At 67.9% G+C, this 15,119-nt stretch carries 15 protein-coding genes and 1 pseudogene; 9 read left to right on the top strand and 7 right to left on the bottom strand.

The window, feature by feature from the left end; genetic code table 11:
- Nucleotides 1-12: 12 nt before the first annotated feature.
- From HB681_RS07035 to HB681_RS07020, 4 genes are all read right to left on the bottom strand, one after another.
- Nucleotides 13-930, bottom strand: coding sequence for a pirin family protein (locus HB681_RS07035; protein ID WP_213954081.1), 918 nt, complete (start codon nucleotides 928-930; stop codon nucleotides 13-15).
- A gap of 187 nt (nucleotides 931-1,117) precedes the next feature.
- Nucleotides 1,118-1,678: a flavodoxin family protein gene (locus HB681_RS07030; RefSeq protein ID WP_213954080.1), complete on the bottom strand. Its 561-nt coding sequence runs from the start codon at nucleotides 1,676-1,678 to the stop codon at nucleotides 1,118-1,120.
- A gap of 435 nt (nucleotides 1,679-2,113) precedes the next feature.
- The gene (locus HB681_RS07025; protein WP_213954079.1) at nucleotides 2,114-2,560 is read right to left on the bottom strand and encodes a DoxX family protein; all 447 of its coding nucleotides are present in this window, start codon (nucleotides 2,558-2,560) and stop codon (nucleotides 2,114-2,116) included.
- Between the two features lie 118 nt (nucleotides 2,561-2,678).
- Nucleotides 2,679-3,380 carry a pirin family protein gene (locus tag HB681_RS07020; protein WP_213954078.1) on the bottom strand — a complete coding sequence of 234 codons (702 nt, stop codon included), beginning with the start codon at nucleotides 3,378-3,380 and terminating at the stop codon, nucleotides 2,679-2,681.
- A 149-nt stretch (nucleotides 3,381-3,529) separates the two neighbouring features.
- Between HB681_RS07020 and HB681_RS07015 the strand changes: the two genes are divergently transcribed.
- From HB681_RS07015 to HB681_RS37960, 7 genes and pseudogenes are all read left to right on the top strand, one after another.
- Nucleotides 3,530-4,483 carry a LysR substrate-binding domain-containing protein gene (locus tag HB681_RS07015; RefSeq protein WP_213954077.1) on the top strand — a complete coding sequence of 318 codons (954 nt, stop codon included), beginning with the start codon at nucleotides 3,530-3,532 and terminating at the stop codon, nucleotides 4,481-4,483.
- Between the two features lie 58 nt (nucleotides 4,484-4,541).
- The gene (locus HB681_RS07010) at nucleotides 4,542-5,612 is read left to right on the top strand and encodes an FAD-dependent oxidoreductase (RefSeq protein WP_213954076.1); all 1,071 of its coding nucleotides are present in this window, start codon (nucleotides 4,542-4,544) and stop codon (nucleotides 5,610-5,612) included.
- A gap of 113 nt (nucleotides 5,613-5,725) precedes the next feature.
- Nucleotides 5,726-6,625 (top strand): tRNA glutamyl-Q(34) synthetase GluQRS, encoded by a 900-nt coding sequence (gluQRS, locus tag HB681_RS07005; RefSeq protein ID WP_213954075.1) that lies wholly within the window; start codon nucleotides 5,726-5,728, stop codon nucleotides 6,623-6,625.
- A complete protein-coding gene (trmB, locus tag HB681_RS07000; protein WP_213954074.1) occupies nucleotides 6,583-7,368 on the top strand; it encodes a tRNA (guanosine(46)-N7)-methyltransferase TrmB in 786 nt (261 codons plus the stop codon). Before gluQRS ends, trmB begins: the two co-directional genes overlap by 43 nt.
- Before the next feature lie 54 nt (nucleotides 7,369-7,422).
- Nucleotides 7,423-8,163 (top strand): annotated as a pseudogene (locus HB681_RS37970) (DMT family transporter); the annotation flags it as partial.
- A 226-nt stretch (nucleotides 8,164-8,389) separates the two neighbouring features.
- Nucleotides 8,390-8,860, top strand: coding sequence for a PaaI family thioesterase (locus tag HB681_RS37965; protein WP_218510663.1), 471 nt, complete (start codon nucleotides 8,390-8,392; stop codon nucleotides 8,858-8,860).
- On the top strand, nucleotides 8,857-9,348 hold the full coding sequence (locus HB681_RS37960; RefSeq protein WP_256734857.1) for a PaaI family thioesterase: 492 nt from the start codon (nucleotides 8,857-8,859) through the stop codon (nucleotides 9,346-9,348). Before HB681_RS37965 ends, HB681_RS37960 begins: the two co-directional genes overlap by 4 nt.
- Before the next feature lie 151 nt (nucleotides 9,349-9,499).
- Here the strand turns inward: HB681_RS37960 and HB681_RS06990 are convergent, their stop codons facing one another.
- The gene (locus HB681_RS06990) at nucleotides 9,500-9,901 is read right to left on the bottom strand and encodes a response regulator (protein ID WP_213954072.1); all 402 of its coding nucleotides are present in this window, start codon (nucleotides 9,899-9,901) and stop codon (nucleotides 9,500-9,502) included.
- A 259-nt stretch (nucleotides 9,902-10,160) separates the two neighbouring features.
- Between HB681_RS06990 and HB681_RS06985 the strand changes: the two genes are divergently transcribed.
- Both HB681_RS06985 and HB681_RS06980 read left to right on the top strand, forming a co-directional pair.
- On the top strand, nucleotides 10,161-11,198 hold the full coding sequence (locus tag HB681_RS06985) for an AraC family transcriptional regulator (protein ID WP_213954071.1): 1,038 nt from the start codon (nucleotides 10,161-10,163) through the stop codon (nucleotides 11,196-11,198).
- A 231-nt stretch (nucleotides 11,199-11,429) separates the two neighbouring features.
- Complete coding sequence (locus HB681_RS06980; protein ID WP_213954070.1) at nucleotides 11,430-11,978, top strand: phosphatase PAP2 family protein; 549 nt, start codon at nucleotides 11,430-11,432, stop codon at nucleotides 11,976-11,978.
- Between the two features lie 33 nt (nucleotides 11,979-12,011).
- Here HB681_RS06980 and HB681_RS06975 read toward each other — a convergent pair whose 3' ends face one another.
- Nucleotides 12,012-12,644, bottom strand: coding sequence for an OmpA family protein (locus tag HB681_RS06975; protein ID WP_256354355.1), 633 nt, complete (start codon nucleotides 12,642-12,644; stop codon nucleotides 12,012-12,014).
- A 203-nt stretch (nucleotides 12,645-12,847) separates the two neighbouring features.
- On the bottom strand, nucleotides 12,848-14,959 hold the full coding sequence (locus tag HB681_RS06970) for a heavy metal translocating P-type ATPase (RefSeq protein WP_213954313.1): 2,112 nt from the start codon (nucleotides 14,957-14,959) through the stop codon (nucleotides 12,848-12,850).
- Nucleotides 14,960-15,119 lie beyond the last annotated feature (160 nt).

Genomic DNA, 15,119 nt, shown 5'->3' with positions numbered 1-15,119 from the left:
GGAATGACGAAGCTACGTCGGCGTAGTCTTGACGTCCGGCTGCGCGTTGCCGAAGGGATGTTCAGGCAACGGGATGAATTCCGTTTCGCCGGGCACGTGACCCATGCGCTGCGCCTTCCAGTCGGCGCCCGCTTCGAGGATGCGCTCGCGCCGGCTGGATACGAAGTTCCAGGTGATGAAGCGCGGGCCGTCGAGTGGGTCGCCGCCGATCACGACCAGGCGCACCGCCGTTTGCGCTTCCAGCGAGGCGCCGGTGTTGTCGGCCAGCGCGGCCATGGTGTGCTCCGCCACGGGCGCGCCGTCGAGCATGACGTCCCCTTCGACGACGTAGATCGCCATCTCCCGCGCCAGCGCCGGCAGTTCGAACCACTCGCCGGCGGGCAAAGCGATGTCGAGGTACAGCGTCGGCGCGAACGTCTTCACTGGCGAGCTGAGCCCGAAGGCCGTGCCGATCAGCACGCGCACCGGAACGCCCTGCACCACCGTCTCTGGAATGTCCGATGCGGCGGTGTGCTCGAAACTCGGGTCTGTTTCCTCGAAGGCTTGTGGCAGTGCACACCACAGTTGCAGTCCGTGGTTCACATAGCTCGCATCGAGCAGCCGCTCGGGCTTGCGTTCGGAATGCACGATGCCGCGCCCGGCGGTCATCCAGTTGATGGCGCCCGGCAGGATCTCCTGCACGCTGCCGATGCTGTCGCGATGCATCATCGCGCCCTCGAACAGGTAGGTGACCGTGGCCAGTCCGATGTGCGGATGCGGCCGCACGTCGTGCGCGTTGCCGGGCTGCTCGGTGGCCGGGCCGAAGTGGTCGAAGAAGACGAAGGGTCCGACCGATCGGCGCTTCGCGGCAGGCAGCAGGCGCCTGACCTTGAAGCCGCCGCCGAGGTCCTTGTCGGCGGGTTGCAGCAACTGGAGCGAGTCTGGGTTCATGGCCGCGATCATGCTGGAAACGGGCCTGCGATGCACGTCGCTGCGCCGCATGTAGGCCTGCAGCGACGAAGACGGTGTGAAGATTTCGTAGCGAGGGCGCCAGCCGGGAGGCCGGTTCGCGGAGCGGAGCCGTACGCCAGTACGGTACGCACCGCAGCCCCGGCATCGGTGGCCGCAACAGAAAGATTCACACCTTCGGCGCTTGGCGGGTTGCGATGCTGGCCACCCTCTCCCCGAAAGCCCGTGCCGTCTCCAGATCTCCCTTGGACATCTCGCCCGGGCTCGCATCGGTCGGCGAGGTGGTCATCAACCCGCCGTAGCCGCCGACGTAGTTCAGCGACTCGCGCGTGGCGGCTTTGTTGTTGCTGGGCATGAGGCCCTGGCTGATCCACAGGCCGTGGTGCTGCATGGCGAGCGTCCAAAGGTAGGTGATGGTCGCGTACTTGTCGCCGTTCATGGCGGCGCTGTTGGTGAAGCCGGCGAAGAGCTTGTCTCGCCAGCCCTGGGCGAACCAGACCTTCGACGAGGCATCGGCAAAGCGCTTGAACTGCCAGCTCGCCCCGCCCATGTAGGTGGGCGCGCCCAGGATGATGGCGTCCGCCGCGGCAAGCATCTCCCATCCGCCTGCCGGCAGCTTGCCGTCGCCGTCAATCTGCAGAAGCACCGCGCCGGCGCCGTCCGCCACGGCCTGCGCCACGCGCTGGGTGTGGCCGTAGCCTGAATGAAAAACGACGACGATGTCGGCCATGAATGTCCTTGGCGAAGGGTGACGGGAGCGACGGCATGACGATCGCTTCGTCCATCGCCGTGCAGTGCCGGCGATTCTGCCGTGCCGGCGCCCCCTTCGATTCGCTTCCCCGGGAGGCTGGAAGCTGCGCCGGATCCCGAATTCATGGCCACGCGCCGATTTCGGCGACAAGCCGTCGTCAGGGATGCAGGCGAATCCTGGCTGGGCAGGGAATAAGCGCGCCAAAGCCCGCATCCGCGGGCCAGGAAGGATCAGGCTCGGGCAGGGACGGTGGAAGCCCTGTCACTGCACATTGCATGCGCCTGGAATTCAAAGTGGCGGAACGCTCGGCGGGCTCCCGCCGCTCGAGCGGGAGCCTGACTCATCGGCACCGGGCGATCGCGCTGCGCGACGGGGTTGGCCGCCGCCACGCTGTCGCCCGTACCCCACCGCTGCTCAGCGCTTGCCGTCGAAGCTCAACCGCCCTGCCCCGAAACCGGCCAGCGCGATGAGACCACCGGCAATGGCCATGTTCTTGTTGAAGTTGATCGTCTGCATCATCTTCATCGCATCAGGCGCCGACCAGTACTTGTGGAAGAACAGCGCCGCGGCCACGGTGAACACGGCCATGGCCAGCGCGGTCAGGCGCGTCTTGAAGCCCAGCAGCAGCGCGATGCCGAGGCCGACCTCCACGAAGATGGCGATGGCCGCGCCGACTTCCGGCAGTGGCAAGCCCGCCGAAGCGACGTAGCCGACGGTGCCCGTGAAGTTCATGAGCTTGCCGATGCCGGCCGGGATGAACAGGTACGCGATCAGGATGCGGCCGATGAGCGCCGTGATGTCCTGGAACGAATTGGTCGAGACGCCCGAAGAAAAGGTCGAGGTGGTGGAAGCTGAGGCCATGACTGACTCCTTGGTTGAGAAAAACAAATGGGTACCGTGCTGCCGGACCGGGCGGGCCGGCCCGCGGCTGTGATGCGTGGAATGAAGCGCCGCGACCTGCGCGGCGCCTGTAGGTGAACTACGGATTCAGGTCGAAGACCAGGACTTCCGCGTCCTTGCCGCCGGAGAGCGTGAGCGTCGACTCGCCTTCGAGCATGGCGGCGTCGCCGGTGCCCAGCTTCTGGCCGTTCACTTCAAGCTCGCCGCGCACCAGGTGCACGTAGTTCTTGCGCTTCGGGTCCAGCGCCAGCGTGGCCTGCTCGTCGCCGTCGATGAGGCCGGCGAACAGCTTCGCGTCGGCATTCACCTTGACGGAGCCATCGGCGCCATCGGGCGATGCGACCAGGCGAAGCTTGCCGCGCTTTTCGGCCACGTCGAAATTCTTCTGCTCATAGTCGGGCGCGATGCCGCGCACGTTGGGCTCGATCCAGATCTGCAGGAAGTGCGTGGTCTGGTCGGTCTTGTGGTTGAACTCGCTGTGCTGGACGCCGCGCCCCGCGCTCATGCGCTGCACGTCGCCGGGCGGGATCGACTTCACGTTGCCCATGCTGTCCTTGTGGGCCAGTTCGCCCGACAGCACGTAGCTGATGATCTCCATGTCCTTGTGGCCGTGGGTGCCGAAACCGGCGCCACCTGCCACGCGGTCTTCGTTGATCACGCGCAGGTTGCCGAAGCCCATGTGGGCCGGATCGTAGTAGCCAGCGAACGAGAAACTGTGGAATGAACGCAGCCAGCCATGGTCGGCATAACCGCGATCTTGTGATTTACGGACTTGCAACATCGTTGAACTCCTGAGGCCCAAATGGCCTTCTCTTCGAATGCCGCGCCGGATGCGCAGCGGATGTGAAGAACTTTAGGGCGTGCAATCCTCCGCACCAGCGCGCGGTTTTGATGGCACCATTCAAATAATTTGAACGAATGACCCGCCAAATGCCTTCACCGCGCGATGTCCTGACCCCCGACGCCCTGGCGATGCTGCAGACGGTGGCGGCCACCGGCAGCTTTGCCGCCGCCGCGCGATCGTTGAACCTGGTGCCCAGCGCGCTGAGCTACCGTGTGCGGCAGATCGAGGATGCGCTGGACGTGCTGCTGTTCGACCGCAGCGCGCGCCAGGCCCGCTTGACCGAAGCGGGCGCGGAGCTGCTGCGCGAGACCGATCGCCTGCTGGCCGACATCGATGCGGTCGCCAACCGCGTGAAGCGCGTGGCCACGGGTTGGGAGCCGCAATTGACCATCGCGCTGGATAGCGTGATCGCGCGCGACCCGGTGCTGGACCTCGTCGGCGCTTTCTATGCGCTCGAACCGCCGACGCGATTGAAGCTGCGCAACGAGACCCTGCTCGGCACCATCGAGGCGCTCAGCGTGGGCGAGGCGGACCTGGCGATCGGCACGGTGCTCGATGCATCGAGCCTGGCTTTCACCGCGACCGGCATCCGCACGCGGCCGCTCGGCGAGTTGCGTTTTGTCTTCGCCGTCGCGCCGCACCATCCGCTTGCGCGCCTGACCGGGCCGCTCAGCGACGCGGTCATGCGGCAGCATCGCGCGGTCGCGGTGGCGGACTCCTCGCGCGCCGGTCCGAGCATGACGGTCAACCTGGCCGGCGGACAAGACCGGCTGACCGTGCCCACGATGCACACCAAGCTGTCGGCGCAATTGCATGGCCTGGGTGGCGGCTTCCTGCCAGAGCCGATGGCGCGTCCCTTCATCGAGGCCGGCCACCTGGTCGAGTGCCAGACCGAGCGCGTGATGCCGGTCGGCCAGATGCACGTCGCATGGCGCGCCCCCTCGGCGGGCAAGCCCGGACGCGCGCTGGAATGGTGGCTCGCGCAGTTTGAACACGAAGGTACGCGTCGCGCATTGCTGGAACGCCACAGGGGGCGATGAGCCGCGCGCGAGGTAGAGTCTGCTTGCCCGAACACGTCGTCAAAGAAAGAGACTTCTCATGAAAGTACGCCCTCCCGCCGACCGCCATCGACCCACCGCCGCCAGGCATTTCGCCATCGTTGGTGCGGGCATCGCGGGCATCACCGCAGCCCGCACGCTGGTGCAGGCCGGCCACCGCGTGACGGTGTTCGAGCGCAATTCCGGCGCGGGCGGCCGCATGGCCAGCGAGGCGACGCAGTTCGGCCGCTTCGACAGCGGCGCGCAGTACTTCACCATCCGCGATGACCGCTTCGCGCTGGCGCTGCAGACCGTGCATCCGCTGTGCAAGCCGTGGAGCGCCAACCTCATCCGCGTGCTCGATGCGCATGGCCGCGTGGCCGAGGCCGCATTGCCCTCGCTGGAGCCGCATTGGGTCGCACAACCGGGGATGGACGCCCTGGTCGCCACGTGGGCGCGACCGCTCGACGACGCGCTGGTGACCGATACCGAAGTGACCGGCATCGAACGCGATGCGCTCAATCCCGCACGCTGGCAGCTGCGCACCACTGGCGCGGGCGACAGCTCCCATGTGTACTCTGATTTCGACAGCGTCCTCGTCACCGTGCCGGCAGGCCTCGCGCGCACGCTGCTCGCCAACAGCAAGGTGCCGGACACGCTCGGCAAGAAGATCGAGCATGTGCGCATCGCGCCCTGCTGGACGCTGATGATCGCGTTCCCGCAGGCCAACCAGCCGACCATGTCGCACCTCGGCCCGCAATGGAACGCCGCGCGCAGCAACCACCACCGCGTGGCCTGGCTGGCGCGCGAATCGTCCAAGCCCGGCCGCGACCCGATCGAGCGCTGGACGCTGCAGGCCAGCCCCGCCTGGTCGCAGGAACACATCCGCGACGATGCCCAGCGCGTCGAAGCCAAGCTGCTGCGCGCCTTCTCGGAAATCACCGGCATCCTGGCCACGCCGAGCTATTCGCAGGCCCGCTGCTGGCCCGAGGCGCAGACGCTGGCGCCGGCGGGCGCGTCCCACTTCTGGGATGCCGAGGCGCAGATCGGGCTGGCCGGCGACTGGTGCACCGGGCATCGGGTCGAGGACGGATTCCTGTCGGGCCTCTCGCTTGCGCTGGATGTGATCTAAGGCTCACGCCCAGGCTCCGCGCACGGCGTGCGCCTTCCCCCCAAGGGAACGCCAATCGCCCGGCAAGGCCCGTTTCACGCTGTTCGCGGACTGGGTGCCCACAGACTCCGGCAATGCCCGCGATTCCTTCCGGTCGATTCGCCCCATCGCCCACCGGCCCGCTGCACGCAGGCTCGCTGGTCGCTGCGCTGGCAAGCTGGCTCGACGTGCGCGCACGCGGACCGCAGGCGGAATGGCTGGTGCGGATCGAAGATGCCGACACCGAACGCTGCCTGCCCGGCATGGGCGACGTCATCCTGCAGCAACTCGCGGCCTGCGGACTGGCGCCGGATGAACCCCCGGGGTGGCAGACGCAGCGCGTCGCGCTCTACCAGCAGGCGCTGGACACTTTGCAATCGCTGGACCGGGCCTATCCCTGCGCCTGCTCGCGCAAGGACATCGAGCATGCGCTGACGCGGCTGGGCCTCGTGCACCACCGACACGGCGAGCGCGTCTACCCCGGCACCTGCAGGGACGGATTGCGTGGCAAGCCCGCACGCGCGTGGCGCTTCCGCGTGCCGCCCGGCGATGTTCAATGGGTCGACCGCCGGCTCGGCGCGCAGCACCAGGACGTTGGCGCGGAGGTCGGCGACTTCATCCTCAAGCGTGCCGACGGCCCCTGGGCCTACCAGCTCGCGGTCGTCGTCGACGATGCGGCGCAGGGCATCACCGACGTCGTGCGCGGCGAAGACCTGGCCGACAACACGGCCCGCCAGATCCTGCTGCAACGCGCGCTCGGCCTGCCGACGCCCAGCTACCTGCACACGCCGCTGGTGCTCGCGGCGGACGGCCAGAAGCTCTCCAAGCAGAACGGCGCACAGCCGCTGGATACCGGCACACCCGCTGCCGCACTGACGGCTCTCAAGGCCGCCGCCGTCGCGCTCGGCCTCCCCGCCGGCAGCGCGGCCACCCTCCCCGAGGCGCTAGCCGCATGGGTGCCCGCATGGCGCGATCTCTACAATCCGGCCCCGTGAGCCAAGCCCCTTCCACCCCCCACGACCTCCCGCCCGCCACCCCTCCGGGCCAAGACGACAAGCCGCATCCCCTGCACCGCCGACTCAAGAGCTTCGTCAAACGCGGCGGCCGCACCACCGAAGGCCAGGCCAAGGCCTACGAGGACTTCGGGCCGCAGTTCCTCCTGCCCTACCAGCAGGCGCCACTCGACTTCGACGCCGCCTTCGGCCGGCATGCGCCCACGGTGCTGGAGATCGGCTTCGGCATGGGCGAGGCAACGGCGCACATCGCCACGGTGCTGCCCGGAACGAACTTCCTGGCCTGCGAAGTGCATGAACCCGGCGTCGGCAAGCTGCTCAAGCGCTGCGGCGAACAGGGCATCGGCAACATCCGCATCGTGGCCCATGACGCGGTCGAGGTGCTCGACCACATGATCCGGCCCGGCACGCTCGCCGGCGTGCATGTGTTCTTCCCGGACCCGTGGCACAAGAAGCGCCACAACAAGCGCCGCCTGCTGCAGACGCCCTTCGTGCACAAGCTGGCCGAACACCTGGCGCCCGGCGGCTACCTGCATTGCGCCACCGACTGGCAGCCCTATGCCGAACAGATGCTCGAAGTGCTCGGCGCCGAACCGCTGCTGCGCAACACCGCGAACGACTACGCACCCAAGCCCGACTACCGGCCGCTGACCAAGTTCGAGAACCGCGGGCTCAAGCTCGGCCACGGCGTCTGGGACCTGGTGTTCGTGAAGCCGAGGGAGTGAAGATGCATCTGCAGGCCGCCCGTCGTGGGTGAGCTCGCAGGCGTGCTCGCGGCCATGCTGTCGAGCGGCCTCGGCGGCACGGCGATCGGCGCCACGCGCTACCTGATCGGGCTGACCGATCCGCTCACGCTGGGCGCCTTTCGCTTCGGAATCGGCGTCGCGCTGCTGCTGCCGGTGGCGCTGCTGCGGCGCGAGCGTTGGCCCGGTGCGCGCGACTGGCCCGCGGTCGCCGCGCTGGGCCTGTTGTTCTTCGCGCTCTTTCCGGTGCTGTTCAATGCCTCGCTGATCCACACCACGGCTGCACGCGGCGCGCTGGCGCTGTCGACGCTGCCGCTGCTGACCATGCTGATCGCGGCGCTGTTCGGCGTCGAACGGCTCACGCGGCGCAAGTCCGCGGGGGTGTTGATCGCCATGAGCGGCGTTGCGCTGGCGCTGCTGGCAGGTCTTGCCAACGCGCCGGCGGGCGCCTGGCGCGGCGACCTGCTGATGGTGGCCGCAGCGCTCTGCATGGCGCTCTACAGCGTGAGCGCGAGGCCGCTGATGGCACGCTCCGGGCCAGTCGCATTCACCGCCTTCGCCATGGGCGTGGGTGCGCTGTGCCTCAGCGCCATCTCGGCCTGGCGCGGCGGCTTTGCCTCGGTGGCGAAGCTTGGCGCGGCGCAGTGGTGGGCCTTGCTCTACCTCGGCGTCTTTGGCGGCGCCGTCGTCTTCATCCTCTGGGCCTATGCGCTGGAACGCACCACGCCCACGCGCGTGGCCGTGTCGATCACGGTCAACCCCATCATGGCCGCGCTGGTCGGCGCATGGTTGCTGCGCGAACCGATCGGCTGGAACCTCGTCGCGGGCCTCTTCGCCGTCCCCTCGGCATCTGGATCGCGACGACGCGCGGACGCGCCACGCCGGGGCAAGCCTGACGCCTGCGTTCACGCGGCCACCCCGATGCTTCCTTGCAAAAGTGGCGACAGGCCCTGCTCCGGTTGCATGACATCATCAGCGAAGCCTTCAACAGCCCCCAGGAAACATGACATCGCAAGAGACAAGCAGCGCAGACGCCAAGGCCCGCGAATTTGGCGAGCTATTTGCCCGCCGCATACCGCATGGCCTCGACATCGGCATGCAAGTCGAGGACGCGGGCGCGGACGGCAAGACGCGGGTGCGCCTCGCGCCACGGCCCCACTTGTCGGGCGACAACGGCGGCGCGTTCTTCTTTCCTGGCGTGCTGTTCAGCCTGGCCGACTCGGCCTGCGGGCTGGCGGTGATGCGGGCGCTGGAGCGCGTCGTTCCCATTGCCACGCTCGACATGCGCATCGACCACCTCGCACCGGCCACGATGGATGCCGAACTGTGCGCGCAAGCCGAGTGCTACCGCATGACCCGCACAGTGGCCTTCACCCGATGCGAAGTCATCGCCGGACCTGCGTCGAAGCTCGTGGCCGTCGTGATGGGCACCTTCATGCTCTCGTCGAGCACGCCGCGTGGGAGCCGCGCATGACGAAGGAGCTCGATCCCGGCGAAGTCGGCGCGCAAACCCTGCGCGACAGGACGGCTGCGGCACTGGGGGCCGCGCCCTATTGCCGTTATCTCGGCATCCGTCTGGCGCCGGGCGCGCCAGGCGGGGAGTTGACGTTCCACATGCCCTTCGATGCACGGTGGATCGGCAACGCATCCCTGCCCGCGATCCACGGCGGCGTGCTGGCCACGTTCATGCAGGCCGCTGCCCTGACGGCCACCAGCGCCGCGCTGGGCAACCTGATGCCGCCCAAGCTGGTCGATTTCTCGCTCGACTACCTCAGTTCCGCGGGCGCGGCGGACCTCTATGCGCAATGCGAGATGCACCGCGTCGGCCGGCGCATCGCCGCCGTCGGCATCCGCTGCTGGCAACGCAGTGCGGAGGAACCCGTAGCGCTGGGCCGCGCGCACGTGTACGTGGCGCACTCGGCGTCCGACGCCTCGCTGAGGGCGGCGGACCAGAAGGACTAGCGGCCTCTCACCGCCAATTCGCGAGTGCCTGCCACGCCAGCGGAGGCTGGGCAAGGCGAATCCGTTCGGGAGCACCTCCGGACCCGGATCTGCCGGGCCGCCGGGTGCGCCCCCTTCGAGGGTGGCGCCGCTGGCGCCACGGGAGTGGGTGTCAATCCCCCCGGGGTGACGGCGTCCGCATCCGATCCGGCAGACCCAGCGCGCGATTGATCTTGACGATCAGCCCGGGGACGTCGATGGGCTTGGTGTCGACGTCATTGCAGCCCGCGTCGAGCGCACGTTCGCTCTCCTCGGGCACGCCCTGGGTGGTCAACGCGATGATCGGGATCGACAGCGTTCCCGGGTCCGCCTTCAGCCGGCGCGCGGCCTCCCAGCCATCGATCACCGGCAGGCTGCAGTCCATCAGGATGAGGTCGGGCGACTCCATGCGCGCCCGCTCGATGGCCACCGCGCCGTCGCCGGCCACGGCGATCTCGAAGCCCTGCCGCACCAGCCGGCGCGAGAGCGCGTCACGTTCCGCGTCGTTGTCCTCGACGATCAGGATGCGCGGCATGGGCCTCCCGCGCAGGCGTCACGGGCCCGGCATGCGGGCGCGCCGGCCTCGCGCGCGGGTCGACCTCGATGACATCGCCCTTGAGTCATACAGAAAGTAATACTTGTGTTTATATGCAGACACAGATTAAGCTTTCCACGGGGAGCAAGACTGTCCGCAGCCGCCAATCCACTCGCTTTTCGCGCCAAGCGTGAATGAGGTTCGCGGCCGGATTATTCGATCAAGGCCTGTCGTCGTGGCGTCCTGCGCTCCTCTGCCGTTGAACATCCTCCATGGCCTGCAAAAAGCCGGCATCGATCTCGCCGAAGCTGCGGCAAGCGCCCACCTCACCGTCGAGGACCTGAAGAAGTCACTGGGCGAAGAACAGGCCGACCGCTTCTTTACCGCCGCTTACGAATCCCTCGGCGATCCTGCCGCTGGCCTGGCCATCGGAATGCAGATGCGGCCCGAGCTCTTCGGCGTGGTCGGCTTCTCGGTCATGACCTGCCCGAATTTCGGTGCAGCGCTGGCGCGCATCGTCCGCTACACGGCGCTCGCATCGGCCTGCAACGTGGAACTCGTGCAGGACGCGCGGGAGATCGAGGTGCGCATGCACTGCGCCGGGCCGCAGCGAAGCTACAGCCGTTGTCGCATGGACATCCAGATGGGTGCGCTCCTCAGCTTCGGGCGTCTCTTCACCGGACAGCCGATCACGCCGCTGCGCCTCGCCTTGCGCGGCGAGCACCCTCCCTACCATGCCCGGTATGCCGAAGTGTTCTCCTGCCCTGCCCTGTTCGAGCAACCGCACGATGCCATCGTGTTCCGCCGCGCCGATCTCGATCTGCCGCTGGTCGGCGCCAATCCGCAGGTCACGGCCTTGTTCGACGATGCGGCCGAACGCGACCTGCTTGCCTGGCGCATGCCTCGCAGCATGACGAAGGCCGTGCGCGACGCGCTGCGCGAGATGTTGCGCGGCGAGCTACCCACCATCGAGCAGGTGGCCAGCAGGCTGTGCGTCAGCGAGCGCACGCTGCAGCGGCGGCTGGCGCGGGAGGGCGCACAGTTCACAGCCTTGCTGGACGAGGTGCGGCTGGAGATGGCGCGGCACCACCTGGCAGCCGGCCGCGCCAGCCTGACCGAGATCGCCTACTTGCTGGGATTCGTCGATCCCAACTCCTTCTTCCGCTCCTTCAAGCGCTGGACCGGCCAGACGCCCGACGTCTACCGCAGCGGCGCAGCACTTCCATCGTTGCCGTTGCCGCCGGGCGCCCACGCGTCGGGCAGTGCGTGGCCGGCGCCGTCGGCCGGATCCGTGTAGCACGGCAGCGCGCCTGGCGCATACACCGCCGCGATCCGCGATCCGCATTGCGACAGCTCCGCTAGACTGCGCCGGTGTATTTGCCGCTTTGACATTCGCGAGCGCTACCTGATCGATTCCTGAACGTATGGTTCATGCTGCAGTCACGCGCAAGCGATAGCCTGCCAGCTTGCAATCCGTCAGACCTCCTGGGCTGCGTCCTGCCCCTGCGGCAGCGAGGTGTCCCGCCCAATGAACCTCCTCAATCACCAACTCTTCCAGTGGATCGGCGCCGGCTTCTCGCCCAACGCCGCCCTGCTTTGGCTGGCCACGCAATTGGCTGTCGGCACGTCCTGGATGATGGCGGGCGCGGTTGCCTTCGCGGCTTGGCGGCGCCCCGCAGACCGTCCCTACATCCTTGCGGCGTGCCTGATGGCCGTGTGCGCGGGCATGCTGGCCCATGAGATCGCAGCCACGCTGAAGCACCCGAGGCCGTTCATGATCGGGCTGAGCCCGCCCTGGATCGCCCACGGCGGCCGCGGCTCGCTGCCCAGCACCCACGCGAGTGTGATGTTCACCGTGGCGCTGTGCTTCCTGTACCGACCGCAATTGCGCGTGTTTGGCGCAATCCTGGCCGCGCTGGCACTTCTGACGGGCTGGGCACGCGTCTATGTTGGCGTTCATTTCCCCCTGGACGTTGCAGCCGGCCTGCTTCTCGGCGCCACGATGGCAGCCGGCCCGGCTTTGGCCAGCCAATGGCTGAAACGTCTCCAGGTGCCGCGGCCTACGCTCCCTGCCTGACACCCATCTCGTAGAAGCCGGGCTTGATCGCCGCTACTGGGCGACCAGTTCGACGCGCTGGTTTCTTGCACGGCCTCTGCTGCTCTGGTTCGACACCATCGGTGAGAGGCTGCCCATTCCGTTGGCCGTCAAGCGGTTGCGCTCGATTCCGTAATCCACCACCAATGCGACGCAGATCGCGTGCGCTTGCCGCTTGCTGATCTCGCGGTTGCCGGCCAAGGCCCCGATGTTGTCCGTGTGCCCCACGACATGCAGCCGGAGACCGGGCCGCAGTTTCATGAGCTTGCCGATCTGATCGAGCGCAGGCTTGCTGGAGGGGTCGAGGTGGTCCCGGTCGTTGAACATGACGCCACCGATCACCACCTTGCCATTGACATCGAGGCTTCGGCCCAACTCCGCAGCGCTGAAGACCTGCCCTGACGGGCCGGGCATTGGCTCTTGTCCCGGCATCGGCGGACGCATGTGCTGCGCACCGTCGCGCCGGTCCACTGGCACATGGATCTCGTCGTTGCCAGCGTCGTCCCGAAGAATCAGCACCTGGGCAGGCGGCAGACGCCTGCTGTCTTCGCTGGCCACGAGCTGAGCGTCGGCGGACGACGTGCGGTAGACCAGCAGCAAATAGGCGAATGCGAACCCGGCAACCGGGCGGCTGACGACACGAGACATGGTTTTCACGTGGCTCCCTGAAACGAATAAAACGGATTGTCACCCAGACAATCAGAAATTCAATTCGTCTCCAGGAGCTTCTTGCCATAACCCCTTGATCGCCGATCGCAACGCCATTTCATGCTATTACTTTCGTAGCAAAAAATGTGCTTTGGACCCGTTGATCAAACCCGAAGCAGCGCAGGCGCATTCGGGGACAGGCCTTACTTCCGCATCAGGCGCAGGCCGTTGCCCACCACCAGCAGGCTCGCGCCCATGTCGGCGAACACGGCCATCCACATCGTTGCACTGCCCATCACCGCGAGCACGAAGAACACCGCCTTGATCGCCAGCGCGATGGCGATGTTCTGCCACAGGATGGCGTGCGTGCGGCGCGAGAGAGCGATGGTGTCGGCGATGCGGCCGAGGTTGTCGTTCATGATGACCACGTCGGCGGTTTCCACGGCAATGTCGCTGCCGGCGGCGCCCATTGCGAAACCGATGTCGGCCTGCGCGAGCGCGGGCGCGTCGTTGATGCCGTCACCGGTCATGGCGGTGGGGCCGTAGCGCTTCTGCATCTCGCTGATTGCGGCCAGCTTGTCCTGCGGCAACAGGCCGCCGCGTGCGTCCGCGATGCCGGCCTCGCGGGCAACGGCCTGCGCGGTGGCGGGGTTGTCTCCGGTGAGCATGACGGCCGCGACACCCATGCGCGCCAGTTGCGCCACGGCGTGCACCGAGCCCGGCTTGAGCGTGTCGGCCACAGCGAACAGCGCCAGCACGCCGTCCTCGTCGGCCAGCAGCGTGACGGTGCGGCCCAGGGCCTCGTGGGCTTCGAGTTCGGCATCGAGCGTGCTAGTGCTTTGCTGGCGTTCCTTGATGAGCCGGTGGTTGCCCAGCACCAGCCGTCGGCCGCCGACCCATCCCTCGACGCCCCGACCCACGAGCGCCTTGAACGAATCGACCTCGACCGGCACCGCGTCCAGCCCCGCCGCGATCGCGCGCGAGACCGGATGGTCGGAACGCACGGCCAGGCTGCGGGCCAGCAGCCATGCGCGCGCCTCCTGCGCGCCATCGATGGCCCGTGCTTCGACGAGCCGGGGCTTGCCTTCGGTCAGCGTGCCGGTCTTGTCCAGCGCCACCGCCTTGATCAGCCGCGCCGTCTCCAGGTAGGTGCCGCCCTTGATGAGGATGCCGCGCCGGGCCGCCGATGCCAGCCCGCTGACCACGCTGACCGGCGTCGAGATGACCAGCGCGCACGGGCAGGCGATGACTAGCAGCACCAGCGCCTTGTAGATGGCGTCGAGCCACGCCCAGTCGAGCAGCAGCGGCGGCAGCACCGCCACCGCCAACGCCATCGCGAAGACGGCCGGCGTATAGATGGCCGCAAAGCGGTCGACGAAACGCTGCGTCGGCGCCCGCGTGCCTTGCGCCTCTTCGACGGCGTGGATGATGCGGGCCAGCGTGGTGTCGCTGGCCGCGGTCGTCACGCGGTACTCCAGTTCACCATCGAAGTTGATGGTGCCCGCGAAGAGCGGCAGCCCCGGCCCCTTGTCGACGGGCATGCTCTCGCCCGTGACCGGCGCCTGGTCGACGCTGCCGTAGCCCTTGGTGACCGTGCCATCGAGCGCCACGCGCTCGCCCGGCTTGACGCGGGCGATCGCGCCGACCTCGATGGCGGCGGACTTCACGCGCTGCCATGCGCCGTCCTGCATGACCTCGGCATCGTCCGGCGCAAGCGCGACCAGGCCCTGGATCGCCTGCCGGGCCTTGTCGACGGCGCGAGCCTCGATCAGTTCCGCGATGGCGTAGAGCGCCATCACCATCGCCGCCTCCGGCCACTGGCCGATCACGAAGGCGCCGGTTACGGCCACCGACATCAGGGCGTTGATGTTGAGGCGGGCATGCCGCAGGGCCAGCAAGCCCTTGGTGTAGGTTTCGATGCCGGCGAGCCAGATCGCCACCGCCGCGACGCCCATGCCGGCGACGCGCCAAGCCGTCGTGTCGGGGGCGAAGTAGTGGACGCACTCGGCCAGCAGTGCGAGGGCGAGCGCGGCGCCGAGGCGGGCGTGGATCGACGTGCCGGATGCAGCGTGCTGCGCGTGATCGTGGTCATCCGCATGACCGTGCCCCTCCACCGAGGCACCCGGCAACGGACCCGCGCCGACCGGCACCGGCGCGAAGCCCGCCTTGCGGATCGCGGCCAGCGCAAGAGGCAGCGCCTCATCGCTGCCGTCGATGCGCAGCAGCCGCCGGGCCAACTGGAAATGCAGCCCGCGGATGCCCGCGATCGGTTCGACGACACGGCGGATCTCCGATTCCTCGATGCTGCAATCCATCGTTGCGATGCGATAGGTGCCGGGCGCGGCGACCAGCGCGGCAGCCGGGGTCAACGCCTCTGGTTCGGGTGCGCAGCAAGCGCCTGTGTGTGCGCCGTGTGTGTGTGAATGATTTGCCATGTTCGCTTTCTGAGCTCGAGCCGGGATGGCAATGCCACAT

It is taken from the genome of Variovorax sp. dw_954, assembly GCF_018449755.1.
Lineage (GTDB): Bacteria > Pseudomonadota > Gammaproteobacteria > Burkholderiales > Burkholderiaceae_C > Variovorax.
The sequence above is the reverse complement of the archived record's forward strand: the minus strand, read 5'-3'. Positions and strand labels throughout refer to the sequence as shown.